Below are 24,096 nucleotides of genomic sequence, written 5' to 3'. Positions count from 1 at the left end.
GGCTCAGGCGATGCCGAGCATGTGCTGCATCTGCGCGGTGCTGATCGGAGCACCGGCGAAGTCGTCGAAGATCTTGTCGGTGACCGGAATGATGTGGTCGCGGATGAATGCAGCGCCTTCGCGTGCACCGGCTTCCTGGTCCTTCAGGCAGCACTCCCACTCCAGCGTCGCCCACCCCTGGTAGTCGTACTGGGCCAGCTTGGAGAAGATCGACTTGAAGTCGACCTGGCCATCGCCCAGCGAGCGGAAGCGACCGGCCCGTTCGGTCCAGTCGGCGTAGCCGCCATAGATGCCCTGGCGGCCGCTGGGACGGAACTCCGCATCCTTGACATGGAACATGCGGATCAGCGGGTGATAGATGTCCAGGTACTCCAGGTAGTCCAGCTGCTGCAGCACGAAGTGGCTGGGATCGAACAGGATGCGGCAGCGCTGGTGCTGACCGACGCGCTCGAAGAAGCGCTCGAAGCTGGTGCCGTCATGCAGGTCTTCGCTGGGATGGATCTCGTAACAGAGGTTGATGCCGTTGTCCTCGCAGGTATCGAGGATCGGCCGCCAGCGGCGCGCGAGTTCGTCGAAGGCGGCATCGATCAGGCCCGGCGGGCGCTGCGGGAACGGGAACAGGTAGGGCCAGGCGAATGAGCCGGAGAAGGTGCCCATGTCCTGCAGGCCCAGCCGGCGGGAGGCACGGGCGGCCAGGTGCAGTTGCTGCTGCGCCCATTCGCTGCGCGCCTTCGGGTTGCCGCGCAGTGCTTCCGGCGCGAAGCCATCGCAGAGTTCATCGTAGGCCGGATGCACGGCCACCAGCTGGCCGAGGATGTGGGTGGTGAGCTCGCTGACCTGCAGACCGTGCTCAGCCAGGGTGCCGCGGATGTCGTCGCAGTAGTCCTGGCTGTCGGCGGCGGTGGCCAGGTCAAACAGGCGTGCATCCCAGGCCGGGATCTGCAGTGCCTTGAAACCGTGGCCAGCGGCCCACTCGGCAATGCTGGCAAGTGAGTTGAACGGGGCCTGGTCGCCGGCGAACTGCGCCAGGTGCAGGCTGGGGCCCTTGAGGGTCTGCATGTGTTGCTCCAATTGTTTGTCGGTCGACAAAGAATAGGCGCGACCCTCGCGATGGTCAACACCCGCGTTACACTGCGCGCCTCACTGGAGCAGGCAGGCAGATGGCAGGGCGACCGCGCGAATTCGACAGGGACCAGGCGTTGCGCAAGGCGATGCTGCTGTTCTGGCAGCACGGCTATGAAGGCACGTCGATGTCGGCACTGGTCGAAGCACTGGGCATCGCCTCCGCACGCATCTACGCCGCGTTCGGCAGCAAGGAGCAGTTGTTCCGCGAAGCCGTCGCGCTGTACGAGGAAGGCGAGGGCGGCTTCGCGCCGCGCGCGCTGGAGCAGGCCACGCTGCGTGAGGCGATCGGCTCCATGCTGCGCGAAGCCGTGCTGACCTACACCCGACGTGGGCGGCCGCACGGCTGCCTGGTGGTGTCCTCGGCCAGCAGCGTCTCGCCCGATGGCGAAGGCGTGCGGGACTGGTTGGCCAGCCATCGTCGCCAGCGTACGGCGGCGATCATCGCGCGCCTGCAGCAGGCGCAGTCCGAAGGGGAGCTGGCCGGCGATGTGGCGGTGCAGGCACTGGGCGATCACTTCGCTACGGTGCTGCACGGCATTTCGGTGCAGGCGCGTGACGGCATCAGCCGCGAGCGCCTGCTGGCGATGGTCGATGTCGCGTTGACCCCGTTGCCCTGAGATCCGGGGTCAGATCCGTTCTCCCTTGGGAAACGGATCTGACCCCAGGCGGTGCTGGCTGACTGTGCCGAAACCGCTTGTTTCGCCGGGTTTGGGGGTCGCGCAACGAAATCGTAACAATTTGGGGGATAATGGCCGCTTGCGCAGTTTTCCCCCTTTTTGCCGCCCGGCCCGCGCAGGCCGGACGGACGCCTCCTCAGAGCATTTCATGCCCTCCCATTCCGATTCCCGCCGCCTGTCGGGTCTGTCGTCTTCCCTTGTTTCCTTCCGCCGCCACCCGCTGGCCCTGGCCTGTGCCGGCCTGGCCCTGGTCGGCAGCTTCGGTGCCGCCGCGCAGGACAGCGCGCCGACCCCGACCGGGCTGGACACCATCACCGTGACCGCCGAACACCGCGAGCAGAACCTGCAGGAAGTGCCGGTCTCGGTGGGCGTGGTGCAGGGCGAGCGCATGCGCGACTTCACCGCCGGCGGCGATGACACCCTGCTGGCGCTGTCCGGCCGCGTGCCGAGCCTGTATGCGGAAACCACCACCGGCCGCATCTTCCCGCGCTTCTACATCCGTGGCCTGGGCAACATCGACTTCTACCTGGGTGCCTCGCAGCCGGTGTCGATCATCCAGGACGACGTGGTGCTGGAGCACGTGGTGCTGAAGTCCAACCCGGTCTATGACGTGGACCAGGTGGAAGTGCTGCGCGGCCCGCAGGGTTCGCTGTTCGGCCGCAACACCACCGCCGGCATTGTCAAGTTCGACACCCTGAAGCCGACCCAGGATTACACCGGCCGCGTCAGTGCCAGCTATGCGACCTATAACAGCGTGTCGATCGACGGCGGCTTCGGCGGCCCGATCAACGACATCGCCTCGTTCCGCGTGTCGGCCCTGTACCAGCACCGCGACGACTACGTCGACAACACCTACAAGGGCCCGAGCGCCGACGGCACGGTCAGCCCGAAGAAGAACGCCATGGGCGGCTTCGATGACCGCAACGTACGCGCGCAGCTGCTGCTGACCCCGAGCGACCAGTTCTCGATCCTGGCCTCGGCCCACGCCCGTGATTACGAGGGCACCTCGACCCTGTTCCTGCGCGGTGCGCTGACCAAGGGCTCGAACAAGACCGACGTGCCGCGCGACAAGGTCGCCTACGACGAAGCCGACAACAACCCGCAGGCCTACAAGACCTACGGCGGTTCGGTGAAGGCGCGTTATGACTTCGGCGCGATCGACTTCACCTCGATCACCGCCTACGAAACCACCTCCGGCTACAGCCGCGGCGACACCGACGGCGGCGCCGCGGTGAACTTCCCGATCAACGGCGTGCCGAACGGCTACGGCCAGTCGATGGGCCGCATCCGTGACCTGGACCAGTGGACCCAGGAATTCCGCCTGGCCAGCCATGATGACAGCGCCCTGCAGTGGCAGGCCGGTGCGTTCTACTTCAACGGCAGCGACACCACCGACTTCTACCAGCGCGCGTGGTTCCTGCAGGGCGCGGCCCGCAACCCGAACAACTGGGTGCGCCTGCGCAACAAGAACACCTCGTGGGCCGGTTTCGGCCAGATCAGCTACGCCTTCACCGACAAGTTCACCGTTACCGCCGGCCTGCGCCAGACCAAGGACGAGAAGCACACCCGCCTGCTGAAGACCGCTGACACTGCCGCCGGCGTGGTCACCTACAAGGGCCGCACCGACGTCAGGATGTCCGACACCACCCCGAGCTGGGATCTGAGCGCGATGTATCAGATCACGCCGGACGTGAGCGTCTACGCCAAGGTCGCGCGTGGCTTCCGCGGCCCGACCATCCAAGGGCGTTCGGCGGTGTTCAATGCCGACTTCACCACCGCCGATTCCGAGACGATCCTGTCCTGGGAAGCGGGCGTGAAGAGCAGCCTGTGGGACAACCGCCTGCGCCTGAACGCCACCGCGTTCACCTACACCGTCAACGACATCCAGCTCAACGGCAACGATTCGGACGGCAACGGCGTGCTGTTCAACGCCGACAAGGCCAAGGCCTACGGGTTCGAAGCCGATATGGAGCTGCGCCCGATCCCGAACCTGACCCTGAGCGCCGGCCTGAGCCTGCTGCACAGCGAGATCAAGGACAAGCGCGTTTACGCGCAGGTCTGCGGCCTCAACGGCCAGGTGGTCTGCACCGTCGGCGACCCGACCATCAAGGTCGGTGCCAACACCTTCGCCCAGATCGACGGCAACCCGCTGCCGAACGCGCCGAAGTACAACGTCAACCTGGCCGCCCGCTACGACTTCCCGGTCAGCGATGCCGGCACCATGTTCGTGTCCACCGACTGGAACAAGCAGGGTTACACCAGCTTCGTGCTGTACGACAGCAAGGAGTTCAACTCCAAGGGTGACTTCGAGGGTGGCCTGAAGATCGGCTACTCGGGCAACTACGGTGCCTACGAAGTGGCGCTGTTCGCGCGCAACATCACCAATGAGAAGAACCTCAAGGGCGTGATCGAGAACTACATGGCCGCGGTCTACAACGAACCGCGTACCGTCGGTGTCTCGCTGAACATGAACTGGTAATGCGCTGTCGCGATGGCGGAGCATCCCGCCATCGCGCTGCTGGAATGCAAAGGGCGGCCCGGATTACCGGGCCGCCCTTTTCGTTGCTTCAGACCGCAGTGAGGTTGCTGTCCTGGCTGCGCTGGCCGAAGGTCAGGGCCCAGGTGGCGCTGTCCACCTGCTGCCGGTCCTGTTCCTGCTGCTTGCGTGCGCGGCTGGCACCGAACCAGCGGCCTTCGCCGTTGATCAGCGGTGCCAGGCGTACCACGTCCACATACTCCGGATCGATCTCGCTGGCACGCTGCAGCCAGGTCAGGGCGAGGAATGCATTGGCCGGGACGCCGTTACCGAAGTGGTAGATGTCGGCCAGATAGCCGGCAGCCCACAGCTTGTCGTCGTCGTCGCCGCGCCACCACAGCGGAATCAAGGCGCGTTCGACCGCTTCGCGCTTGTGCGCGTCGTTCCGGCCATCGAATGCCAGGCAGGCCAGGTTGCGGCAGGTTGGGCCCCACACGCGCTCGCCGGCCTCGGCCTCATCCAGGCAGCGCAGGTACAGCTCGCGCGCACGCGCTTCATTCTCCGCGCCGCCTGCGGCGACGAGGCGCACGGCCAGGTTGTAGGTGGCGATCAGGTCGCCGCCTTCCACCGCACGCTCCTGCCAGTAGGCGGCCTTTTCCGCATCGGCGAACTGCGGTTGGTCGCGGCCGCCGAGGCGGCCCTTGTACAGGTCGCACAGTGCCGACATCGCGCCGGCGTCGCCATCGTCCGCCATGCGCTGCAGTAGCGACAAGCCTGCGGCTTGCGAAACATCACAGAACAGATTGGCGGCGAACGTCACCGCCGAGGTGTCGTCCTGCTGCGCAAGCTTCAACGCGCGCTGCAGCAGGACACTGGCGCGTGTCGGGTCGCTGGCCTGGCCGAGCAGACCATGCTCGATGGCGGTGGCGGCCCACAGCAGGCCGATCGCCGAATCGCCTTCGCGCGCGGCATAGTCCACCACCTGTGCGAACAGTGCTTCGGCACCGTCGACATGGGCGAACCAGGTGCAGGCCTCGAGATTGCTGAGCCCCTCATGCAGGACCACATCGCGGTCCAATGTCCATGCCTGCTGCAGATCTTCAAGCACCGCCTGCATGTGGTCCGGATCCCACTGCACGACGCCTTCGCTGTCTTCAACGCGGCCAAGACGGTAGCGCAGCCCGGCGCGCTGGGCCAGCACCTGCGCGCGCAGGTGGCGGTCCAGGTGCCAGTCGAGGATCTGCGTGTAGGCGCGCTCGTGCGCGGCCACGGCCTCGGCATCCTCACGGTGGGGCAGATCGCCCATCCAGTCCTGCTCCTTGTGCCACCGCAGCGCGTTGCTCTGCGCCAGTTCCAGGCCACGGCACCAGCTACCCTCGATGAAGTTCTCCATCGCCTCACGGCTGCCGCCCCAGCGCGGGTACAGGAAGTACAGGGTGTCTTCCAGCGTGGCCAGATCGTCCGGGCGCTGCTCCAGTACCAGGCGCATCCAGTACGCCAGTGGTGCGTCGAAATCGTCCTGGCTGCGCTCGCGCAGCAACGGGGGCAGCGTATCCGGCAGCGTCTGCAACGGCGTGCCGAAGCGCGACAGCAGCTGCAATGCCTTTGGCCAGGCTTGAGGGTAGTGCTCGGCCAGCGTGGCGTCATCGGATGCGGCGGGTTCCCCGGCCTGCAGCGCACGCAGCCAGTTCGGTTCGCGCAGGTAGCTGGTGATGCGCTTGATGCCATCCAGCGCCAACGCAGGTCGTGGCGACAGCGGCATCGCCTGCAGGTAGGCGTGCACGGCATGGTCGCGGGCCAGCTGCGCCGCCAGCCACTGGCTGTCTTCGACCAGTGCTGCAACATCGGCGCTGCGCAGTTCGCCGGCAGCGTCCTGCCAGCAGACGCCCAGGCAAAGCCAGGCGTAGTAGCTGCCGGGGGCGGCCGAGGCCCACTGCTGGGCCTGTTGCAGGCGGGCTTCCAGCGTCAGCGTGGCGTCGTGCAGGTTGCGCAGCCGCCAGCGGATGCCGGGCAGCGCATTCTCTCCCTGCAGCCAGGCCAGCTCATGTGGAGCAAGCAACGCATCCAGTTCGGCATAGCGCCGTTCCTGCAGCGCAGTGCGCGCCTGCACGCGCCAGGCAAGGTCTTCGGGGGAAAGCCCGTCTTTTGCAAATCCGTTTGTCATTGCTGCAATCCAGCGAGTACGAGGCTGGACATTAGAAGCGCGGTCGTTAGCGGCGGCAAGCAGGACATGCGGCTGCCGTGTCGATGGCATTCAGCAGGAGGCTTGAAGGTGAATCCCGTCACCCGGAACAGGCGTTCGCGTTGCAGATCGTCCATGTGCAGCGGAAAGGCAAGCAGCAGCTCGGGCCGGTAGGCGAGTGTGCCCTGGCCCTGTCTCTACGCCTCGATTCCGGGAAATAGCCGTGCATCAGGGCGTGCGGATGCAGCCAGGGTTCGAGCTTGTCCTGCTCGCTGGCAGCGGGGGCCTGTTCGATCAGGCGTGCCGAAAGCGCGAGGTAGTGAACCGAACGGGCCAGATCCAGCCCGCCCGTCAGTGCCGCGTAGGCGTTGAGCTGGCTGCTGCGATCCATGCAGGGGTGCTGCTGGCCAGCAGCAGCGAGCCGATCATCCATCGTGACATGCAGGAAGAGGGCCATGCAGGCACGCAGCAATGTCCTTGTCGAGCATTGGCAGGGCCGCCCCGTGAGGCGGTCGATGCGGGTTGCTAGTTCGCCGGCAGCAGCGCCTGCAGGCGCGACTCCAGTTCCTGCTGGCGCCAGCCGGCCAGTGCGGCGGGCCATTGGCGACGTTCCAGATAGCTTTCCAGGTGCTTGCGCGAGGCAAGGATGCCATCTGGCAGTCCCAGTTCGCGGCTGCGCTCGGCCACGGCATCCTGCAGCTTCTTCAGCGCCTGCTTGTTGCTGTCGTTGGCCGGCAGCGCCAGCGGCGCGTCGGCTTCGTCGGCCAGCGGCGTGGACAGCGCCTGCCACACGGCGCTGGCCAGCTTGCGCGGTGCCTTTGGGAACTGCTCGAACAGCTTGCCCAGCGCTGCCTCGTCGGCCGGAGGCGTGCGCGCCAGAGTGGCGGCCAGCTCGTTGTCCAGGATCCAGCTTCGCGGGCGGTCGCTGCAGCGTGCCTGCACATCACGCCAGCGCAGCAGGCGCAACAGGCGGTGCTGTGCGGCGGCATCAAGGAACTGTGCCGAGCGCATCGCCAGGTGCGGCCAGCGATCTTCATCGTTGGCGACGCTGGCCAGCAGGCGCTCGCCATCGTCGCGCAACCACTGCTGGCGGCCCAGCGCCTGCAGCCTGGCATCAATGGCGTCGTGCAGTGCGAACAGGTGCTCGACATCGTCGGCGGCGTACTGCAGCTGCGACTCGGACAGCGGGCGGCGCATCCAGTCCGAGCGGGTCTCGCCCTTGGCCAGCGCCACGCCGGTGATCTCCGCCACCAGCTTCTGGTAGCCCATGCCGCCGCCGATGCCGGCCAGCGACGCCCCGATCTGGGTGTCGAACAGCGGTCGCGGCAGCACGCCGCAGGCCCACTTGAAGGCAACCAGGTCTTCGCTGGCGCTGTGCATTACCTTGGTGATGGATTCATCGGCCAGCCAATGCGCGAGCGCCTCGGTCATGCCGGGAATCAGCGGGTCGATGAGCAGGATGTCCTGCCCGACCGCCATCTGCACCAGGGCCAGCTGCGGCCAGAAGGTGCGTTCACGGATGAATTCGGTGTCCAGGCCGATGCGGGTCGGGCGCTGCTGGAAGTACGCATCCAGCTCGGCGGGGGTGGTGATCCAGGTTGCCACGGGTCAGGGCCTACTACTCGGGTTTGCTCAGGCAGGGGAGAATAGCCTAACGTCGGTCCGCGTCTGTGCTGAAGGAGGCTCTGCTTGCGTTTTCCGTTGTCGCCCGTGCTGTGCACCGCCCTGGCCGTGGCCCTGGCCGGCTGCACGCCGTCGCCGTCCGCGCCGGCGGAACGGGCCGCCAGCGAAGAGGCGCGCGCGGCCGAGGGCGCCGACACCGGCGCCAATGCCAGTTCGCAGGCCGGGCAGGGCAGCGTGACCATCGCCGGTGAAGATGCCGCCGAGGACGTACAGCAGTGGACGCCGCCACGGGTGGACCGCCAGGGCCGCAGCCTTGCCCAGTTGCGGCGCGCCGCCGAGCAGGCGTTCGCTGAAGGTCGGCTCTATGAAGATGCGGATGCCGCCATTCCGCTGTGGCTGGCGGTGCAGGAAGAAGACCCGGATGACCGCCAGGCCCGGCTGGGCCTGCAGCGTGCCCGCCAGCGACTGCAGCAGCTGGCCGATGCCCTGCTGGTGCGGCCGCTGAAGCAGCGCGAGGCGCTGGCCGAGGCCAGCCGCCAGGCACTGGTGTTGCTGACCCTGTCGCCGAAGGACGAGCAGGTGCGTGCGCTGCAGGCGCGGGTGGAGCTGGCGCAACGGGTGGTGGCCTACAACCGTGCTGGCGAGGAGGACCTGCGCTCGGACCGTATCGGTGAGGATGGCGACGGTGCCATCGGCAACTTCCGTGAGGCGCTGGCGCTGGATGAAGACAACAGCCGCGCACGGCAGGGCCTGGCCGCAGCCGAGAGCGGGTTGATCCGCCGTGCCGAAGAGGCTGCTCGGGCGCGCGATTTCGCCAGTGCGGGTACCTGGCTGGCCGAAGCCAGCAAAGTGCGCGATTCGTCGCCGACGATCGCCGACGCCTTCGAACGCATCGAGCAGATCCGCGCCGCCACGCTGCTGCAGCTGCGTGATGACGGACTGCGTGACCTTGCCACGCCACAAGGCCTGAAGCCGGCGCGCGAGAAGCTGGCCGAGGCGCTTCGCATCGCTCTGCCGGGTGATGCAGTGGTGGGCCAGCTTCGCGAGCGCATCGACCTGGCCACCCATTACGGGAGCTTCCGGCCGGGACAGGTGTTCAGTGATGCGATGCGCGATGGGGGGCGCGGACCGCAGATGGTGGTGGTGCCCCACGGTGGCTTCCAGATGGGTGCAGGCGATGCCGAGCCGGGCTCGAGTGATGCCGAGCGTCCGTCGCACTACGTGCGCTTCGATCGCGGCTTTGCCATGGCGATCACCGAGATCACCGTCAGCGATTTCGAGCGCTACGTGAAAGCCTCCAATGCGCGCCCGCGCGCGACCCGGCGTGGCCATTCGGTGGTCTACGACGAACGCAGCGGCAATTTCATCCGCCGCAGCGGCGTGGACTGGCGTTCCGACTACGACGGCGGTCGCGCGCTGGGCAACTCGCCGGTGATGCACGTCAGTGTGCGTGATGCCGAGAATTATGCGGCATGGCTGTCCGAGCAGACTGGCCGCAGCTACCGGCTGCCCAGCGAAGCCGAGTTCGAGTACGCGCTGCGCGCTGGCAGCAGTGGCCGCTATCCGTGGGGCGATGCCGGCGTGCCGCCGCCAGGCAGCGGCAACTTCACCGGCAGCAAGGACGTTTCGCCTTCGGGACGGCACTGGCACAACGCGTTTATCGGGTACGGCGATGGCTGGTGGGGGCCGGCGCCGGTGGCCAGCTTCCAGGCCAATGCCTTCGGTCTGCACGATATGGGCGGCAACCTCAGCGAATGGGTGGCCGACTGCTGGCATGCCAGCTACCGCCGCGCACCGTCCGATGGCGTCGCCTGGTTCAACCCGGGCTGCCGGTCGCGGGTGATCCGCGGTGGCAACTGGGCCAATGCCCCCGAGCAGACCCGCGCGGCCTGGCGGCAGTCCCAGGATTCGGATACCACCAATGCCCGCATCGGCTTCCGCCTGGTGCGCGGCATCTGAGCGGCACCCGGCTTCACCCGCTGCGGGCAGCGGCGCACTAAGATTGCGCCGTGCCCGCCAGCCGGCGGGGCCAGCAGGAAGTCCCCCGATGCGCAACGATCCCTTCTCCCGCTCGTCGCAAGGCCCACAGCGGCGTGGCCTGTTCGGCAACATCCGCTGGTGGGTGCTGCTGCTGGCCGCCGGCTATGCGCTGTTCTACTGGTTCTCCAACCGCACGGTCGATCCGTACACCGGCGAGAAGGTGATGATCGACAGCAGCCTGGACGCGCGCCAGGAAACCGCGCTGGGGCTGCAGGCCTACCAGCAGATCCTGTCGCAGGAACGGCCGATGGACCCCAATGCACCGATCGCGCGCGATGTGCGTGACATCGCCCAGCGCCTGATTGCCAAGGTCGATGTGGTGGAGACCGAGCTGGCCCAGGAGCACGGCGTGCAGCCGGCGCATTTCGCGCGGGATTTCCAGTGGGAAGTGAATGTGATCCCGTCCGACCAGGCCAATGCGTTCTGCCTGCCGGGCGGCAAGATGGCGGTCTATACCGGGCTGGTGCCGGTAGCACGCACCCGCGATGCGATGGCGGTGGTGATGGGGCATGAGATCGCCCATGCGCTGCTGCGCCATGGTGCACAGCGCATGGCCCAGCAGAAGCTGACCCAGATCGGCCAGGTGGCCGGCGCCGCCAGCGGCATGGATGCGCAGCAGCAACAGATGATGATGTCGGCGATGGGCTATGGCTACCTGCTGCCGTATGCGCGCAGCCACGAGACACAGGCGGATGAAGTGGGGCTGATGCTGGCCGCAGCGGCGTGCTTCGATCCCCGCGAGGCGGTGCCGCTGTGGCAGCGCATGGGCCAGGCGAGTGGCGGCCAGGCACCGCCGGAGTTTGCCTCCACCCACCCGAACCCGGGCACCCGCATCCAGAACCTGCAGGCGCTGATGCCGAAGGCGCTCGAGTACCGGCAGAAGTTCTGCGAGCAGGCGAAGTAGGGTGGTGTTCGGCAGGGCTGCGCCCTGCACCTGCCGAAGCAACAGCAACAGCAACAGCAACAGCGTGCATTCCGTGGGATGGCGGGGTGGGTCCGGTTGCGGGGGCCGCTGCAAGTACGTCCATGTAAGCTCGGTCGCCGCATCCATGCGGCTCACTCCCCCGCAACCGGACCCACCCCGCCTTCGACAGATTCTCGGGATCTGTCGGAATGGCGTGGGGTCAGATCCGTTTTCCTACGGAAACGGATCTGACCCCGAATTGATTCGATATCTGACAGAGATTCATCCACGCATGGCGTGGATCTACCGACCGTCATCGGGAAGCTGTCGAGGGTGGGGCGGTGTGGCTGTGCAGGACCGTTGGCGCCATGGATGGCGCCATCGAGCCCCCAGGGATGGGTTTACGGCGTGTCCTGCACAGCCACACCGCCCCGCCAAACCATCAGCAATCCAGAGCCGCTTTGGCTGTTGCTTCGGCCGTTGCTTGAAGCCTCTGCAGGTGCAGGGCGCAGCCCTGCCGAACACCCCTTTACTTGACCTGCACGTCGATCACGCCGTCGCCAACGCGGGCCTGCAGCGCGTCACCGGGCTGCACCTGGTCGATGTGCCGCACCAGCGCACCATCGTCGCTGCGGGTCAGGATGCTGTAGCCGCGGGCCACGGTGGCCAGCGGGCTGACCGCTTCCAGTGAACGCGCCAGCCCGCGCAGTCGCAGTGCATCGCGCTCCAGCAGACGCTGCATCGCGGCCTGCGGCCGCCCGCGCAGGGCAGCCAGGCGGCGCTGCATCGCGTCGAGCTGGCGTTGCGGATGGTGCCCGCGCAGTACCGCGGCCGCATGGCGCAGGCGTGCGGCACGGCGCTCCTGCTGCTGGTTGAAGACCGCATGCAGGCGCCGGCCCAGATCGAGCTGACGGCGGCGCAACAGGTCCAGCCGCGCCTGCGGGCTCTGTGCGTTCAGGCGCAGCAGGGCGCGGTCGGCACGCTGCATCGCCTGCTGCATCGCATGCCGTTGCAGCTGCACCATGCGCGCGGCCGTACGGCGCAGGCGCAGGGCCAGTTCGCGCTGGTCCGGTACCAGCAGCTCGGCTGCCACCGACGGCGTTGGTGCGCGCAGGTCGGCGGCAAAATCGCTGAGGCTGAAGTCGGTTTCATGGCCCACCGCCGACACTACCGGGGTGCGGCTGGCGGCGATCGCGCGGGCCAGTGCTTCATCGTTGAAGGCCCACAGGTCTTCCAGTGAACCGCCGCCACGGGTCAGCAGGATCACGTCGTAGCGGCCACTGGCATCGGCGGCCTGCAGCAGGCGGGTGATCTGTGCAGCGGCGCTGCTGCCCTGCACCAGGGTCGGCAGCAGGTCCACTTCCAGCAGCGGGAAGCGGCGGCCGAGCACGCTCAGCACGTCGCGCACGGCGGCGCCGGTGGGCGAGGTGATCACCGCCAGGCGCTGCACGTGCGCCGGCAGCGGCCGTTTGCGTGCCGGGTCGAACAGGCCTTCGGCCTCCAGGCGTGCCTTCAGCTCTTCGAACGCGCGGCGCAGCGCGCCTTCGCCGGCTTCCTCCATGTGGTCCAGCACCATCTGGTACTCGCCACGGGCGTCGTACAGCGTCACCTTGCCGCGCACCAGCACGCGCATGCCTTCGCGCGGCACGAACTTCAGGTACTGCGCCTTCATCCGGAACATTGCCGCGCGCAGCTGCGCACGCGCATCCTTCAGGGTCAAATACAGATGCCCGGAGGCGGGACGCGCCACGCTGCCCAGTTCGGCCTCGACCCAGATCGCCGGGAAGCTGCCTTCCAGCAGGTCGCGGGCCAGGGTGTTGAGCTGGCTGGGGGTGAGGATGTCGTTGTTGCGTGGCTGCATGGGAACGGCGTGCTGCGGGCGGAACGGGGGCTCAGGATCGCACGTCAGCGCACCGTGTGCTGGCCCAGCGCCCACTGCACGTGTTCACGCACCAGCGGCGAGGGATCATCGACGCGGGTATGCAACGCGGCCAACGCTTCGGCCGAGGACGGTGCATTGCCCAGTGCCACGGCGATGTTGCGCAGCCAGCGTTCATGGCCGCTGCGCCGGATCGGGCTGCCTTCGGTACGGCGCAGGAATTCGGCTTCGTCCCAGGCAAACAGCTGGTCCAGACGGGCAGTGTCGAGGTTGTTGCGCGCGCGGAAATCGGCTTCGTCGGTACGCTTGGCGAACTTGTTCCAGGGGCAGACCAGCTGGCAGTCGTCACAGCCGTAGATGCGGTTGCCGATCAACGGCCGCATGTCTTCGGGGATGGCACCGTCGTGCTCGATGGTCAGGTAGGAAATACAGCGCCGCGCGTCCAGCCGCTGCGGGCCGGTGATGGCCTGGGTCGGGCAGACATCGATGCAGCGCGTGCAGGTGCCGCAGTGTGCCGTGGCCGGTGCATCGATCGGCAGCGGGATATCGATGTAGATCTCGCCGATGAAGAACCAGGAGCCGCCATGGCGATCGATCAGGCAGGTGTGCTTGCCGATCCAGCCCAGGCCGGCATTGCGCGCCAGTGCGCGTTCCAGCACGGGCGCCGAATCGACGAACACGCGGTAGCCCAGCGGTGCCACTTCATCGTTGATCTGCGTGGCCAGCTTCTGCAGGCGGTTGCGCATCAGCTTGTGGTAGTCGCGGCCCAAGGCGTAACGGGCCACGTAGGCGCGGCCCGGGTCGGCCAGGGTTGCCCAGGCTTCGGTGTCGTCCTTGTGGCTGTAGTCCATGCCCACCGAGATCACCCGTACGGTGCCGGGCAGCAGCTCGGCCGGGCGCGCACGCAGGGTGCCGTGGCGCGCCATCCAGTCCATCGTGCCGTACAGGCCCTGGCCCAGCCAGTCGGCCAGGTGCGCCTCGTCCTCGCCCAGCTCGATGCCGGCGATACCGCAGCGCTGGAAGCCATGCGCACGCGCCAGTTCGCGGATGCGCTGCACGGCCTGGGCCGGATCGACAGGGACGGGGGCGGGGGACATGTGCACCAGTATAAAATCCCTGCATGGTCAACCTTGCCGATCTTTTCGATTCCGCTGCCGCGCGTGCGCTTGATGCGCAGGCCTCGGCGCTGGCCGCCGAGGGTGGTTGGGGCCTGATGGCGCAGGCCGGCCAGGCCGCCTGGCAGTGCCTGCTGCAGCATTGGCCGGAGGCGCAGCGGATCGGCGTGGTGGTCGGAGCAGGCAACAACGGTGGCGACGGCCTGGTGCTGGCCCGCCATGCACGGAAGGCCGGGCGCGCGGTGACGGTGATCGCCTTGCCGGGCAAGCCACCGGCGACGTCGCTGGCACAGCGTGCAGCATCGGAATTCAAGTCCGACGGCGGCACCATCACCGATTTCGACGGCGCGCTGCCCGAGGCCGATATCTGGGTCGATGCCCTGTTCGGTCTGGGCTTCGATCGCGCGCCGGAAGGCGTGGCGCAGGCGCTGATCGCCGCCCTCAACGCGCAGACGGCACCGGTTCTGGCGCTGGACGTCCCCAGTGGCGTCGATGCCGACCGGGGCGCCGTACCGGGCGAGGCGGTGAAGGCTGCTTTGACCCTGCAGTTCATCGTGCCGCATCGCGGGCTGTATACCGGCGATGCGCTGGATCATTGCGGGCGGAAGGCGTTGGCGCCGCTGCAGCGACCCACGGCCGCATGGCAGGGCGTGTCACCCGCCGCAGAGCACTGGACCCAGGCTCGCTTGCCGGCACTGCTGCCGCCGCGTCGTGCCAATACCCACAAGGGCGAATCCGGGCACGTGCTGTGCGTCGGCGGCAACCATGGCAGCGGTGGGGCCATCGCGATGGCGGCCGAAGCGGCACTGCGTGCCGGCGCGGGACTGTTGAGCCTGGCCACCCGGCGCGATCACGTCGGCCCGTTGCTGGCCCGGCTTCCCGAGGCGATGACCCATGCGCTTGAAGATGGCGATGTGCTGCCGGCGCTGCTGGACAAGGCCAGGGTGGTGGCGATCGGCCCCGGCCTGGGCCAGGACGAATGGGCACGCGCAATGTTTGCGCAGGTGTTGGACAGCGACAAACCGCTGGTGGTTGATGCCGATGCGCTGAATCTGCTGGCGCAGGATCCGCGCGCGCTGCCGGAGGCGATCCTTACGCCACATCCGGGCGAGGCCGCGCGCCTGCTCGGCTGCAGTACCGCTGACATCCAGGCTGATCGCTACCGCTGTGCGCGGGCGTTGGCCGAACGCTTCCACGCCGTGGTGGTGCTGAAGGGCGCGGGCAGCATCGTGACGGCGCCCGGGCAGGTGCCACGGCTGATTGCTGCAGGCAACCCCGGCATGGCCGTGGGGGGCATGGGCGACCTGCTCACCGGCATCATTGCCAGCCTGCGCGCGCAGGGCCTGGCCGCCTTCGACGCTGCCGCCGCTGGCGCACTGCTGCACGCGCTCGCCGGCGACGCTGCGGCCGCCGACGGCGCGCGCGGCATGCTTCCCACTGATCTGCTGGTGCCGCTGCGGCAACTGGCCAACCCGGAACGCTCTTCATGACTGAATTCTTCCTTGCCGACAGCGATGCCACCGAACTGCTCGGGCAGTGGCTGGCGGCGACCCGACCGCCGCAGGCGCTGATCGAACTGCGCGGCGACCTGGGCGCCGGCAAATCCACCACCGCACGCGCACTGCTGCGCGCGCTGGGCGTGCAGGGCGCGATCCGCAGCCCGACCTACACCCTGGTCGAGCGCTATCCGCTGGCCACCGGTGGCGAGGCCTGGCACCTGGACCTGTACCGGATCGGCCAGGCCGGCGAACTCGATTTCCTGGGCCTGGACGAGGGCAGCGCGGTGTTGTGGCTGGTGGAATGGCCGGAACGCGGCGCTGGCGCGCTGCCGCCGACCGACCTGGTGGTGGCGTTGGAGATCGAGGGGCAGGGGCGCCGCGTCCGTCTCACCGGAGCCAGCGACGTCGGACATGAGTGGCTGAAGCGGCTTCCCCAAGGGGGCGACTTGCAGGCCATTTCTGTCGGCTGACGAGAACAAAGACCGGCAGGTTACGGATTATTAAGGAAAAAGGTGTTGCATTCCGTTCAGCGCGGTGATTGAATCCTGAGCCATGCGCCCGGGGAACCGTCTCATCGCTATCTGTGCCGCCGTCGGACTGGGTCTGGCGAGCGTCAGTGCGTGGGCCGGTGAAGTCCGCCAGGTCCTGCTGAATACCGGCGCCACCGGCACCCGTGCCGAGATCTCGCTGGTCGGCAGTGGCGGCTACAAGACGCTTTCTCTGGCCGGTCCGAACCGTCTGGTGGTCGACTTCCCTGACTCCAGCGCCATACGCAACCTGAAGATGCCGGCTGCGCAGGGCGTGGTTACGGCGGTGCGTACCGGACAGCCGGTGCCGGGCACCTTCCGTGTCGTTTTCGATCTCGCTGAATCGGTGGCGCCGTTCCGCCCGCAGATGCAGCGGGAGGGCAATGAATCCAAGCTGGTGATCGAATGGCCGGGCGATGGCCCGGCCGTGGCCGCCAGCCGTCCGGCAGCGACACCGGCGGTGCAGCCGCAGGCACCGGTGGCGACGCCCGGGCCGACCCCGGCTGAAAGCGCACAGTCGCGTTCCGATGCCGCACGTGCGACCGCACTGCTGACCGCGCAGGTGCGGCAGCAGGCCAGTGCCACTGCCGCCACACCGGCCACGCCGACCCCGGCGCCGTCCACCGCGCCGGCCCAGGTTGCGGCGGCCGGTACCGTGGCCAGCAGCTCACCTTCTTCCTCGCCGGCCGCGATCCTGGCCGGCCAGCGCACCGCCGCCGTGGTGACCACGCCGCCGGCTACCGTGCCTGCACCGGCGCCGACGCCGGTGGAACCGCCGCGCCCGGCCATGCCCAGCGATGCCTCGCGCATCCGCATGCAGGCCGGCATGCGTCATCTGGTGGTCGCCATCGATCCGGGCCATGGCGGCCAGGATCCGGGCGCGATCGGCCCGACCGGCAAACGCGAAAAGGATGTCACCCTGGCGGTGGCGCGTGAGCTGGCCCGCCAGGTCAATGCGACGCCGGGTCTGAAGGCCTATCTGACCCGCGACAGCGACGTGTTCATCCCGCTGCCGATGCGTGCGCAGAAGGCACGTGCAAACAAGGCCGACATCTTCATTTCGATCCATGCCGACGCGGCCGAAAACCGTTCGGCCACTGGTTCGTCGGTATACGTGCTGTCGACCAAGGGCGCCTCTTCGCAGCGCGCCCGCTGGCTGGCGGACAAGGAAAACGCGGCCGACCTGGTGGGTGGCGTGCGCCTGCAGCAGACCGAAGGCACGCTTGCCAACGTGCTGCTGGACCTTGCCCAGAGCGGTTACATGAAGGCATCTGAAGATGCCGCCGGCCACGTGCTGGGCGGCCTGAAGCGGATCGGCAACAACCACAAGCCGAACATCGAACGTGCGAACTTCGCCGTGCTGCGCACCTCGGACATGCCGGCGATGCTGGTGGAAACCGCGTTCATCTCCAACCCGGACGAAGAGCGCCGCCTGATCGACCCGGCCTACCAGCGCAAGATCGCCGGCGCCGTGCTCGATGGCGTGCACACCTTCTTCAGCCGCCAGCCACCGCCGGGCACGCTGTACGCAGCCCGTGCCCAGGCCGAGATCGACGCTGCCGGGACCATGGCCGGCGGCAGCAAGTAACCCGCCGAAGGCAGGTTGCTGCTTTCTGTAGCGTCGACTGTCAGTCGACTACGCGCGCAGCGCGGGGTTTTCGCCGCCCGGCGGAGGGCAGTCGACTGACAGTCGACTCTACACGGGGCGGCTCCGCTATCATCAACCCATGAAGTCTGCTGCCCATCCTCTCCCATGAGCGCGCCCGGACCGCGCCCGATCCGGCCGTTGCCGGAAATCCTGATCAACCAGATCGCCGCCGGCGAAGTGGTCGAACGTCCTGCGTCGGTGGTCAAGGAGCTGGTCGAGAACGCGATCGATGCCGGTGCCAGCCGCGTTGATATCGATCTTGAAGAGGGTGGTGTCCGCCTGATCCGCATCCGCGACAATGGCAGTGGCATCGCGCCGGAACAGCTGCCGCTGGCGGTCTCGCGCCACGCCACCAGCAAGATCGCCGATCTGGACGACCTCGAATCGGTGGCCACGCTCGGGTTCCGTGGCGAAGCGCTGCCGTCGATCGCCTCGGTCAGCCGCTTTACCCTGTCCTCGCGTCGCGCGCATGACGAACACGGTTCGGCACTGCAGATCGAAGGCGGCAAGATCGGCGAAGTGACGCCCCGTGCGCATGCACCGGGCACCACGGTGGAAGTGCGCGAGCTGTTCTACAACGTACCGGCGCGCCGCAAGTTCCTGCGCGCCGAGCGTACCGAACTGGGCCATATCGAAGAGTGGTTGCGTTCGCTGGCGCTTGCGCGACCGGATGTCGAGCTGCGCGTGTCGCACAACGGCAAGGCCTCGCGCCGCTATAAGCCGGGCGATCTGTATTCCGATGCGCGCCTGGCCGAAACGCTGGGCGAGGATTTCGCCAACCAGGCCGTGCGCGTTGACCACAGTGGTGCCGGCCTGCGCCTGCACGGCTGGATCGCGCAGCCGCATTATTCGCGCGCCAGCGCCGACCAGCAGTACCTGTACGTCAACGGCCGCTCGGTGCGCGACCGCAGCGTCGCCCATGCGGTGAAGATGGCTTACGGCGATGTGCTGTACCACGGCCGCCAGCCAGCCTATGTGCTGTTCCTCGAGCTCGACCCGACCCGCGTTGACGTCAACGTGCACCCGGCCAAGCACGAGGTTCGCTTCCGTGATTCGCGGCTGGTGCACGATTTCGTCTACCGCACGCTGAAGGACGCGCTGGCTGATACCCGCGCCGGCATGTCGGCGCAGGAGATCGGTGCGGGTCCGGTGCATCCGGTGGACGCCGCTGCTGCACCGATGGCATCGAGCGCGGGCGCATCGGGTTTCGGGCTGGCGCGTGGACCTGCGCCCGGTGCCGGCTCGGGTGGCGGTGGTGGTGGTTTTTCCGGCTGGCGCCCGCAGCAGCCCCTTGGACTGCAGGTGGCCGATGCACCGGCGGCCTATGCCGCGCTGTATGCCGCGCCGGCCGGTGCCGAACGCGGTGCTGCGCTGCCGCCGATGCCGACCGAGAACGGACTGCCGGTGACCAGTGCCAACGCCGGCGTACCGCCGCTGGGCTACGCGATCGCGCAGCTGCACGGCATCTACATCCTGGCCGAGAACGCAGAAGGCCTGATCGTGGTCGACATGCATGCCGCGCACGAGCGCATCGGCTACGAGCGCCTGAAGAACGCGCACGACGGTATCGGCCTGCAGTCGCAGCCGCTGCTGGTGCCGATCACACTCGCCGTGGGCGAGCGCGAAGCCGACACCGCCGAAAGTGAAGCCGAAACGTTGGCGGCGCTCGGCTTCGAGGTGACCCGTGCCGGTCCCGGATCGCTGCACGTGCGCAGTATTCCAGCGCTGTTGGCGCATGCCGAACCGGAGGGGCTGCTGCGCGATGTGCTGACCGACCTGCGCGAGCACGGCCAAAGCCGCCGCGTGGCCAGCGCGCGTGACGAACTGCTGTCGACCATGGCCTGTCACGGTGCGGTGCGTGCCAACCGGCGCCTGACCGTGCCGGAAATGAACGCGCTGCTGCGCGACATGGAAATCACCGAACGGTCTGGCCAGTGCAACCACGGCCGGCCGACCTGGGCCCGTTTTTCGCTGGCGGAGATCGACCGCTGGTTCCTGCGCGGACGTTGAGGGGAGCATCGATGCGTTATCGGGGAATGGGCGGCCTGCTGGCCGCCTTGCTGTTGGCCGCGTGCAGTCCGGCAACACCGCCGGCGCCGAAGGTTACCGAAGATCCGGCCTATGCGGCCGCGCAGCAGCAATGGCGGGTGGCCCGCTACCAGGACCTGACCCGGCCCGATGGCTGGACGGCCTTGGTCGGCCTGCACTGGCTGCAGAACAAATCGCACTTCGTCGGCAGTGGTGCCACCAATGGCATCCGCCTGACGGTCGGCCCGGACAAGCTGGGCCTGCTGCGTCGCGAGGGCAGCCAGTGGTGGTTCACGCCCGAAGCCGGTGTGGATGTCAGCCATGATGGCCAGCCGGTGCGCGGCCGTATCCGCATCGACACCGACAAGGATCCGCAGCCAACCCTGTTGGCCTTCGACGGTGGCAAGGGCCAGCTCAGCATCATCCGGCGCGGGCCGCGCGATGCGCTGCGGGTCAAGCATGCCGATGCGCCGGCGCGCCGTGATTTCGCCGGGTTGGAGTACTGGCCGGGTGGCCCGGACTGGCAGGTGCAGGCACGTTTCATCCCGCATCCGGCGGGCAAGACCCTGCCCATTGTCGACATCACCGGCCTGACCACCGAGATGCCCAATGCGGGTGCGGTCGAATTCGAACGCGACGGCCGCACATGGCGGCTGGAGGCGATCGGAGCCACCGGGCAGCCGCTGTTCCTGATCTTTGCCGACCGCACCAGTGGCCGCGGCAGTTATCCGGCCGGGCGCTACCTGGATACCGATGCGCCGGCAGCCGACGGCACGCTACGCATCGATTTCAATCATGCCTACAACCCGCCGTGTGCATTCACCGCCTATGCCACGTGCCCGCTGGCGCCGCCGGAAAACCGGCTGGACCTGCGCATGGAAGCGGGCGAGAAGGCCTACCACCTGTCTGAAGGAGAGGGCTGAGATGCCGTTGAAGGGACTGTTCCGTGCAACGCTGCTGATGGCAGCGTTTGCAATCGCACCGCTGGCACCGGCGCGCAATGCACCGGCCACCGACGCCGCGGCCACGGCGGCGGCCAAGCCGCCGGTGCCGCTGCTGTGGAAGGTGACCGGCCCGGGTGATTCACGCGTATACCTGCTTGGATCATTCCACCTGTTGAAACCGCAGGACTACCCGCTCTCGCCCGATGTCGAGCAGGCCTTCGAGGCCTCGCAGCGGGTCGTGTTCGAACTGTCGCCGGAGGACATGCAGTCGCCGCAGCTGGCCAGCCGTATGGTGCAGGCTGCCGTGCGCACCGATGGCAGCGAGCTCAAGCGCGATCTCGACGCGGCCACCTGGCAGAAGCTGCAGGCGTTCGCATCCGAGAACAAGCTTCCGTTGGCACAGATGCAGGGCATGAAGCCCTGGTTCGTCGGCCTGAGCATTTCGGTCGGGCAGATGCAGAAGATGGGCCTGGACCCGGCGCTGGGCCTGGACCGTCATTTCATGGAGCGCGCGCAGAAGACCGGCCGCAGGACCGCTGGGTTGGAAGACATCGATACCCAGATCGGCATGCTCGACGGCATGACCGTGCAGGAGCAGCGACAGATGCTGTCCGAGGCGCTGGATCAGGCGGGCAAGGGCGATGAGCAGGCGCGCCAGCTGCATGATGCCTGGCGGCGAGGCGATGAGCGCGTGTTGTGGACGAAGATGGCCGCGGAAATGCGCCAGCAGTACCCGCAGCTTTACCAGCGCATCAACACCGGGCGCAACGATGCGTGGGTACCGAAGCTGCTGCCGTACCTGCAGGCCGGGCAGGGTGGCACGCTGGTGGTGGTCGGTACGCTGCACCTTCTGGGCGGTGACGGCGTGGTCGAGAAGCTGAAGGCGAAGGGCTACAAGGTCGAACGCGTATGCACGGGGTGCAAAGCGAAACGTTGATGCTCCCCCGGGGCACAAAACAAAGCGGCGCGCCATTGGGCGCGCCGTTTTCGTATCTGCCGGTACATCGGCTCAGCGGCGGGTCTTGCCGCCGGTGCCGGTACCGGGTTCGTTGGGCTTGTTGCCGGTACCGGTGCCGGTACCCGTGCCACCCGGTCGCGGACCACCGAAACCGGTGCCCATGCTGCGCTGGAATTCCTGCCACAGCTCCAGGTTGCGCTCGGTCAACTGGTTCATCATCGCCCACGGGGTCTGGCCCAGCAGGTTGCCCATCTGCTGGCGGAACTGCTGCTGCTGGTCGAGGAAGACCTGCATGCTGCGCTCCAGGTAGTTGCCCATGAAGCCCTGCAGGGAATCGCCGTAGAAGCGGATCAGCTGGCTCAGCAGCTGGGTGGACAGCATCGGTTCGCCGTCCTGTTCCTGGTCGGCGATGATCTGCAGCAGGACCGAACGGGTGAGGTCGTCGCCGCTCTTGGCGTCACGGACTTCGAAGTCTTCACCGTCCAGGATCAGCTGGCGCACGTCCTCGATGGTGATGTAGCTGGAGATCTCGGTGTCGTAGAGACGGCGGTTCGGATACTTCTTGATGATGCGGGTCGCAGCCATTGAAGCGGTCACTCGTCACAGTAGATGCGAAGCATGGCGCAGTGCAGCAGCCGTTGCAACCGCCTCAGCCCCCGCCAGGCTTGGCTTTCACAGGGGATCATGTTGCGCAACAAGGGTTTGCGTGCTGCGCAGCATGACCATCGGCAGGGGCGGCGGGTGTGCGCCGCCGAGGCCGGCGCGGCTTACCAACCCATATGGTGGCCGCCATTGATGTCCAGGTTGCTGCCGGTGATCCACGAGGCTTCCTCCGCCACCAGGAAGGACACCCCGTAAGCGATTTCCTCCGGCCTGCCGAGGCGCCCGGTGGGAATGTCGGCGACGATCTTGGCGCGCACTTCTTCCGGCACCGCCATCACCATGTCGGTCGCGACGTAGCCGGGCGAAATGGTGTTGACGGTAATGCCGAAGCCGGCGTTCTCGCGTGCCAGCGAGATGGTGAAGCCGTGCATGCCGGCCTTGGCCGCCGCGTAGTTGGCCTGGCCGTACTGGCCCTTCAGGCCGTTGATCGAACTGATCTGGATGACCCGGCCCCAGCCGCGGCGGCGCATGCCCTCGATGACCGGGCGGGTGACGTTGAACACCGAATTGAGGTTGGTGTTGATCACATCGTGCCACTGGTCCGCGCGCATGCGATGGAACGTGGTGTCGCGGGTGATGCCCGCGTTGTTGACCAGGATCTCGACCGGGCCCAGCTCGGCCTCGACGGCGCGCACCAGCGCTTCGGCGCTGCCTGGATCGGAGACATCGCCCGGGAAGATCGACACGCTGTAGCCGCGTTCGGTCATTGCCTGCTGCCAGGCGCGGGCCTTGGCCTCGTCGCGGTAGTTGGTGGCGACCCGGTGGCCCTGGTCGGCCAGGCGTTGGCAGATGGCGGTGCCGATGCCGCCGGTTCCGCCGGTGACCAGTGCGACGCGAGATGTCATGGAGTGTTGTCCGGGTGTCGGGTGGGGGAAGGGGGATTCTGCAACATCGGCGCGGAAAGTGCGCCGGCTGGCAACAGGATGTCGGTCCGCGGCAGTCGTGCCGGGTCGAAGGCCTGCCGAGCGGTGGCCAGCAGCGTATCCAGGTCGTGCCCAGGTTCCAGCGCCCCAGGTGCCTGGCCGAGCAGCTTCCAGAGCTGGCGCAGCACGGGCAGCGGGTGCGAACTGTCCACCGGCAGCGCCGCCAGCGACTTGGACAGTTTGTGGCCTGGCGCATCCAGCAGCAGCGGCAGGTGCCAGTAGCGCGGCACCGCCAGCCCCAATGCCTGCTGCAGCAGGATCTGCCGCGCGGTGGAGTCGAGCAGGTCGGCGCCGCGCACCACTTCGGTCACTCCTTGTACGGCGTCATCGACCACCACCGCCAACTGGTAGGCCCAGCAGCCATCGGCGCGGCGCAGCACGAAGTCGCCGACTTCGGCGTGCACGTCCTGCTGCTGCGGTCCACGCAGGCCATCGTCGAAGTGCACGATGCTGCCCGGTGGCACGCGGAAGCGGACGGCAGGGTCCGGTCGAGGTTGCCGGGCGACGCAACGATGGTGGATGCCGCCGTTGGCGGCCAGGTCGCTGCGGCTGCAGTGGCAGACAAAGGCCTGGTCGCTGGCCAGCAGCACGTCCAGCGCGGCCTGGTAGGCCTCGCCGCGGGTGCTCTGCCAGAGGATCGGGCCATCGTGGACCAGGCCGAACGCTGCCAGCGCCCGCAGCTGTGACTCGGCGGCGCCGGGCACGGTGCGTGGTGGATCGACGTCTTCGATGCGCAGCCGCCACAAGCCGCCGTTATGTCGCGCGAGCAGCCAGCTGCCGAAGGCGGCGAGCAGGGATCCGGGATGGAGCAGGCCGGTCGGCGAGGGCGCGAAACGACCGCAGGGAATGGGGGAGGTCATGCTGGCTGAATCGTCGGTCAGGTTG

Annotated in this window: 19 protein-coding genes; 10 read left to right on the top strand and 9 right to left on the bottom strand. The window is 67.7% G+C overall.

Translation table 11 applies throughout. The features are described from left to right. Window positions 1–3 precede the first annotated feature (3 nt). Window positions 4–1,059: a sugar phosphate isomerase/epimerase family protein gene (locus tag AC5P99_RS05070; protein ID WP_049429325.1), complete on the bottom strand. Its 1,056-nt coding sequence runs from the start codon at window positions 1,057–1,059 to the stop codon at window positions 4–6. Window positions 1,060–1,160: 101 nt separating this feature from the next. Here AC5P99_RS05070 and AC5P99_RS05065 point away from each other — a divergent pair, with 101 nt between their 5' ends. Continuing rightward, window positions 1,161–1,742, top strand: coding sequence for a TetR/AcrR family transcriptional regulator (locus tag AC5P99_RS05065; protein WP_099490306.1), 582 nt, complete (start codon window positions 1,161–1,163; stop codon window positions 1,740–1,742). Window positions 1,743–1,950: 208 nt separating this feature from the next. Next, window positions 1,951–4,281: a TonB-dependent receptor gene (locus tag AC5P99_RS05060; protein ID WP_495212930.1), complete on the top strand. Its 2,331-nt coding sequence runs from the start codon at window positions 1,951–1,953 to the stop codon at window positions 4,279–4,281. Window positions 4,282–4,369: 88 nt separating this feature from the next. Here AC5P99_RS05060 and AC5P99_RS05055 read toward each other — a convergent pair whose 3' ends face one another. From AC5P99_RS05055 to rnd, 3 genes are all read right to left on the bottom strand, one after another. Beyond that, a complete protein-coding gene (locus AC5P99_RS05055) occupies window positions 4,370–6,442 on the bottom strand; it encodes a DUF4034 domain-containing protein (RefSeq protein ID WP_495212929.1) in 2,073 nt (690 codons plus the stop codon). Between the two features lie 118 nt (window positions 6,443–6,560). Continuing rightward, window positions 6,561–6,917 carry a hypothetical protein gene (locus AC5P99_RS05050; protein WP_239667386.1) on the bottom strand — a complete coding sequence of 119 codons (357 nt, stop codon included), beginning with the start codon at window positions 6,915–6,917 and terminating at the stop codon, window positions 6,561–6,563. A gap of 68 nt (window positions 6,918–6,985) precedes the next feature. Next, a complete protein-coding gene (gene rnd, locus AC5P99_RS05045; protein WP_495212928.1) occupies window positions 6,986–8,065 on the bottom strand; it encodes a ribonuclease D in 1,080 nt (359 codons plus the stop codon). 84 nt (window positions 8,066–8,149) lie between these two features. Between rnd and AC5P99_RS05040 the strand changes: the two genes are divergently transcribed. Together AC5P99_RS05040 and AC5P99_RS05035 are read left to right on the top strand one after the other, a co-directional pair. Then, entirely contained in the window at window positions 8,150–10,042 is a 1,893-nt protein-coding gene (locus AC5P99_RS05040) for a formylglycine-generating enzyme family protein (RefSeq protein WP_495212927.1), read from the top strand. An 88-nt stretch (window positions 10,043–10,130) separates the two neighbouring features. Beyond that, the gene (locus tag AC5P99_RS05035) at window positions 10,131–11,027 is read left to right on the top strand and encodes a M48 family metallopeptidase (protein ID WP_169448322.1); all 897 of its coding nucleotides are present in this window, start codon (window positions 10,131–10,133) and stop codon (window positions 11,025–11,027) included. A gap of 529 nt (window positions 11,028–11,556) precedes the next feature. On the opposite strand, the gene xseA is transcribed toward AC5P99_RS05035, so the two are convergent. Together xseA and queG are read right to left on the bottom strand one after the other, a co-directional pair. Further along, window positions 11,557–12,888 carry an exodeoxyribonuclease VII large subunit gene (gene xseA / locus AC5P99_RS05030; RefSeq protein ID WP_169448323.1) on the bottom strand — a complete coding sequence of 444 codons (1,332 nt, stop codon included), beginning with the start codon at window positions 12,886–12,888 and terminating at the stop codon, window positions 11,557–11,559. A gap of 44 nt (window positions 12,889–12,932) precedes the next feature. Continuing rightward, the gene (queG, locus tag AC5P99_RS05025) at window positions 12,933–14,003 is read right to left on the bottom strand and encodes a tRNA epoxyqueuosine(34) reductase QueG (protein WP_032966929.1); all 1,071 of its coding nucleotides are present in this window, start codon (window positions 14,001–14,003) and stop codon (window positions 12,933–12,935) included. A gap of 23 nt (window positions 14,004–14,026) precedes the next feature. Here queG and AC5P99_RS05020 point away from each other — a divergent pair, with 23 nt between their 5' ends. From AC5P99_RS05020 to AC5P99_RS04995, 6 genes are all read left to right on the top strand, one after another. Then, window positions 14,027–15,511, top strand: a complete 1,485-nt coding sequence (locus AC5P99_RS05020; protein ID WP_495212926.1) for an NAD(P)H-hydrate dehydratase — start codon at window positions 14,027–14,029, stop codon at window positions 15,509–15,511. Continuing rightward, window positions 15,508–15,990 (top strand): tRNA (adenosine(37)-N6)-threonylcarbamoyltransferase complex ATPase subunit type 1 TsaE, encoded by a 483-nt coding sequence (gene tsaE, locus AC5P99_RS05015; protein ID WP_088435934.1) that lies wholly within the window; start codon window positions 15,508–15,510, stop codon window positions 15,988–15,990. The genes AC5P99_RS05020 and tsaE overlap by 4 nt, the downstream gene beginning before the upstream one ends. Before the next feature lie 82 nt (window positions 15,991–16,072). After that, complete coding sequence (locus tag AC5P99_RS05010) at window positions 16,073–17,635, top strand: N-acetylmuramoyl-L-alanine amidase (protein ID WP_099606064.1); 1,563 nt, start codon at window positions 16,073–16,075, stop codon at window positions 17,633–17,635. A gap of 165 nt (window positions 17,636–17,800) precedes the next feature. Beyond that, entirely contained in the window at window positions 17,801–19,705 is a 1,905-nt protein-coding gene (mutL, locus tag AC5P99_RS05005) for a DNA mismatch repair endonuclease MutL (RefSeq protein ID WP_495212925.1), read from the top strand. A gap of 11 nt (window positions 19,706–19,716) precedes the next feature. Next, on the top strand, window positions 19,717–20,646 hold the full coding sequence (locus tag AC5P99_RS05000) for a DUF1684 domain-containing protein (RefSeq protein ID WP_005410393.1): 930 nt from the start codon (window positions 19,717–19,719) through the stop codon (window positions 20,644–20,646). 1 nt (window position 20,647) lies between these two features. Continuing rightward, window positions 20,648–21,604: a TraB/GumN family protein gene (locus AC5P99_RS04995; protein ID WP_024958298.1), complete on the top strand. Its 957-nt coding sequence runs from the start codon at window positions 20,648–20,650 to the stop codon at window positions 21,602–21,604. A 72-nt stretch (window positions 21,605–21,676) separates the two neighbouring features. On the opposite strand, the gene phaR is transcribed toward AC5P99_RS04995, so the two are convergent. The 3 genes from phaR to gluQRS form a co-directional block, all read right to left on the bottom strand. Then, window positions 21,677–22,210 (bottom strand): polyhydroxyalkanoate synthesis repressor PhaR, encoded by a 534-nt coding sequence (gene phaR / locus AC5P99_RS04990; protein WP_049451648.1) that lies wholly within the window; start codon window positions 22,208–22,210, stop codon window positions 21,677–21,679. Between the two features lie 182 nt (window positions 22,211–22,392). Next, window positions 22,393–23,133 carry an acetoacetyl-CoA reductase gene (gene phbB / locus AC5P99_RS04985; RefSeq protein ID WP_049451650.1) on the bottom strand — a complete coding sequence of 247 codons (741 nt, stop codon included), beginning with the start codon at window positions 23,131–23,133 and terminating at the stop codon, window positions 22,393–22,395. After that, complete coding sequence (gluQRS, locus tag AC5P99_RS04980) at window positions 23,130–24,071, bottom strand: tRNA glutamyl-Q(34) synthetase GluQRS (protein ID WP_049459988.1); 942 nt, start codon at window positions 24,069–24,071, stop codon at window positions 23,130–23,132. Before gluQRS ends, phbB begins: the two co-directional genes overlap by 4 nt. Window positions 24,072–24,096 lie beyond the last annotated feature (25 nt).

The sequence above is a fragment of the Stenotrophomonas sp. YJH_SMC_80 genome (assembly GCF_059372495.1).
Note: the sequence above shows the minus strand (reverse complement) of the source record. Positions and strands in the feature narration are given on the sequence as shown.

Excerpts from the sequence above, each read along its gene's own strand:
- AC5P99_RS05070 (WP_049429325.1), bottom strand. The coding sequence starts at position 1,059 with ATGCAGACCCTCAAGGGCCCCAGCCTGCACCTGGCGCAGTTCGCCGGC.
- AC5P99_RS05065 (WP_099490306.1), top strand. The coding sequence starts at position 1,161 with ATGGCAGGGCGACCGCGCGAATTCGACAGGGACCAGGCGTTGCGCAAG.
- AC5P99_RS05060 (WP_495212930.1), top strand. The coding sequence starts at position 1,951 with ATGCCCTCCCATTCCGATTCCCGCCGCCTGTCGGGTCTGTCGTCTTCC.
- AC5P99_RS05055 (WP_495212929.1), bottom strand. The coding sequence starts at position 6,442 with ATGACAAACGGATTTGCAAAAGACGGGCTTTCCCCCGAAGACCTTGCC.
- AC5P99_RS05050 (WP_239667386.1), bottom strand. The coding sequence starts at position 6,917 with ATGGCCCTCTTCCTGCATGTCACGATGGATGATCGGCTCGCTGCTGCT.
- AC5P99_RS05035 (WP_169448322.1), top strand. The coding sequence starts at position 10,131 with ATGCGCAACGATCCCTTCTCCCGCTCGTCGCAAGGCCCACAGCGGCGT.
- xseA (WP_169448323.1), bottom strand. The coding sequence starts at position 12,888 with ATGCAGCCACGCAACAACGACATCCTCACCCCCAGCCAGCTCAACACC.
- queG (WP_032966929.1), bottom strand. The coding sequence starts at position 14,003 with ATGTCCCCCGCCCCCGTCCCTGTCGATCCGGCCCAGGCCGTGCAGCGC.
- AC5P99_RS05020 (WP_495212926.1), top strand. The coding sequence starts at position 14,027 with ATGGTCAACCTTGCCGATCTTTTCGATTCCGCTGCCGCGCGTGCGCTT.
- tsaE (WP_088435934.1), top strand. The coding sequence starts at position 15,508 with ATGACTGAATTCTTCCTTGCCGACAGCGATGCCACCGAACTGCTCGGG.
- AC5P99_RS05010 (WP_099606064.1), top strand. The coding sequence starts at position 16,073 with ATGCGCCCGGGGAACCGTCTCATCGCTATCTGTGCCGCCGTCGGACTG.
- mutL (WP_495212925.1), top strand. The coding sequence starts at position 17,801 with ATGAGCGCGCCCGGACCGCGCCCGATCCGGCCGTTGCCGGAAATCCTG.
- AC5P99_RS05000 (WP_005410393.1), top strand. The coding sequence starts at position 19,717 with ATGCGTTATCGGGGAATGGGCGGCCTGCTGGCCGCCTTGCTGTTGGCC.
- AC5P99_RS04995 (WP_024958298.1), top strand. The coding sequence starts at position 20,648 with ATGCCGTTGAAGGGACTGTTCCGTGCAACGCTGCTGATGGCAGCGTTT.
- phaR (WP_049451648.1), bottom strand. The coding sequence starts at position 22,210 with ATGGCTGCGACCCGCATCATCAAGAAGTATCCGAACCGCCGTCTCTAC.
- phbB (WP_049451650.1), bottom strand. The coding sequence starts at position 23,133 with ATGACATCTCGCGTCGCACTGGTCACCGGCGGAACCGGCGGCATCGGC.
- gluQRS (WP_049459988.1), bottom strand. The coding sequence starts at position 24,071 with ATGACCTCCCCCATTCCCTGCGGTCGTTTCGCGCCCTCGCCGACCGGC.